Below are 2,475 nucleotides of genomic sequence, written 5' to 3'. Positions count from 1 at the left end.
GCAGTGGGGGTGATGGCGTGCCTTTTGAAGAATGAGCCTGCGAGTTAGCGGTGTGTGGCAAGGTTAACCCGTGTGGGGTAGCCGTAGCGAAAGCGAGTCCTAATAGGGCGATTGAGTCGCGCGCTCTAGACCCGAAGCGAAGTGATCTAGCCATGGGCAGGTTGAAGCGCCGGTAAGACGGCGTGGAGGACCGAACCCACTTCAGTTGAAAATGGAGGGGATGACCTGTGGTTAGGGGTGAAAGGCCAATCAAACTTCGTGATAGCTGGTTCTCCCCGAAATGCATTTAGGTGCAGCGTTGTGTGTTTCTTGCCGGAGGTAGAGCACTGGATAGCCGATGGGCCCGACCAGGTTACTGACGTTAGCCAAACTCCGAATGCCGGTAAGTGAGAGCGCAGCAGTGAGACAGTGGGGGATAAGCTCCATTGTCGAGAGGGAAACAGCCCAGACCATCAGCTAAGGCCCCTAAGCGGTAACTAAGTGGAAAAGGATGTGGAGTCGCAGTGACAACCAGGAGGTTGGCTTGGAAGCAGCCACCCTTGAAAGAGTGCGTAATAGCTCACTGGTCAAGTGATTCCGCGCCGACAATGTAGCGGGGCTCAAGTTATCCGCCGAAGCTATGGCACTCCGGTTTTCCGGGGTGGGTAGGGGAGCGTCGTGTATCGGGTGAAGCAGCGGAGTGATCCAGCGGTGGACGGTACGCGAGTGAGAATGCAGGCATGAGTAGCGAATGATGTGTGAGAAACACATCCGCCGATTGATCAAGGGTTCCAGGGTCAAGCTAATCTGCCCTGGGTAAGTCGGGACCTAAGGCGAGGCCGACAGGCGTAGTCGATGGACAACGGGTTGATATTCCCGTACCGGCGAAATGACGCCCATGATGAGGCGCATGATGCTAACCATCTGAAGCATGCGTGACCGATCCCTTCGGGGTGAGGCGTGTGTGTGGAACATGGGACCCGAGTGTGTAGTAGTCAAGTGATGGGGTGACGCAGGAAGGTAGTCGAACCGGCGCGATGGTTGTCGCCGGCCAAGCATGTAGGACTGAGTCTAGGCAAATCCGGGCTCTGTATGTCTGAGATGTGATGGGGAGCCGTTTGGTGAAGTCGATGATCCTATGCTGTCGAGAAAAACCTCTAGCGAGTCATGAGCCGCCCGTACCCCAAACCGACTCAGGTGATCAGGTAGAGAATACCGAGGCGATCGAGCGAACCATGGTTAAGGAACTCGGCAAAATGCCCCCGTAACTTCGGGAGAAGGGGGGCCCGGATCGTGAACCCACTAGCTGGGGGAAGCGTGAAGGGCCGCAGAGACCAGGCCCAAGCGACTGTTTACTAAAAACACAGGTCCGTGCGAAGTTGTAAGACGATGTATACGGACTGACTCCTGCCCGGTGCTGGAAGGTTAAGAGGACGGGTTAGCACTTGTGCGAAGCTCAGAATTTAAGCCCCAGTAAACGGCGGTGGTAACTATAACCATCCTAAGGTAGCGAAATTCCTTGTCGGGTAAGTTCCGACCTGCACGAATGGAGTAACGACTTGGGCGCTGTCTCAACCGTGGACTCGGCGAAATTGCACTACGAGTAAAGATGCTCGTTACGCGCGGCAGGACGGAAAGACCCCGGGACCTTTACTATAGTTTGGTATTGGTGTTTGGTTCGGCTTGTGTAGGATAGGTGGGAGACTGTGAAGCGCACACGCCAGTGTGTGTGGAGTCATCGTTGAAATACCACTCTGGTCGTACTAGATGTCTAACTTCGGACCATGATCTGGTTCAGGGACAGTGCCTGATGGGTAGTTTAACTGGGGCGGTTGCCTCCTAAAATGTAACGGAGGCGCTCAAAGGTTCCCTCAGCCTGGTTGGCAATCAGGTGGCGAGTGTAAGTGCACAAGGGAGCTTGACTGTGAGACAGACATGTCGAGCAGGGACGAAAGTCGGAACTAGTGATCTGGCCACGGCATGTGGAAGCGTGGTCACTCAACGGATAAAAGGTACCCCGGGGATAACAGGCTGATCTTCCCCAAGAGTCCATATCGACGGGATGGTTTGGCACCTCGATGTCGGCTCGTCGCATCCTGGGGCTGGAGTAGGTCCCAAGGGTTGGGCTGTTCGCCCATTAAAGCGGCACGCGAGCTGGGTTTAGAACGTCGTGAGACAGTTCGGTCCCTATCCGCCGCGCGCGTAGGAAACTTGAGAAAGGCTGTCCCTAGTACGAGAGGACCGGGATGGACGAACCTCTGGTGTGCCAGTTGTACCGCCAGGTGCATGGCTGGTTGGCTACGTTCGGAAGTGATAACCGCTGAACGCATCTAAGCGGGAAGCACGTTTCAAGATGAGGTTTCCCACCCTTTATGGGTTAAGGCCCCCTACAGACTATGGGGTTGATAGGCCGGAGGTGTACAGCAGTGATGCCCAGCCGACCGGTACTAATAGGCCGAGGGCTTATCTTTCATAAACCCTCAACAAAAACAACAA

At 55.2% G+C, this 2,475-nt stretch carries 1 rRNA gene; it reads left to right on the top strand.

The features are described 5' to 3' along the window. Window positions 1–2,450, top strand: a 23S ribosomal RNA gene (locus ACIA03_RS30215); the annotation flags it as partial. Between the last annotated feature and the right edge of the window lie 25 nt (window positions 2,451–2,475).

It is taken from the genome of Nocardioides sp. NPDC051685, from assembly GCF_044453405.1.
Lineage (GTDB): Bacteria > Actinomycetota > Actinomycetes > Propionibacteriales > Nocardioidaceae > Nocardioides.
Note: the sequence above shows the minus strand (reverse complement) of the source record. Positions and strands in the feature narration are given on the sequence as shown.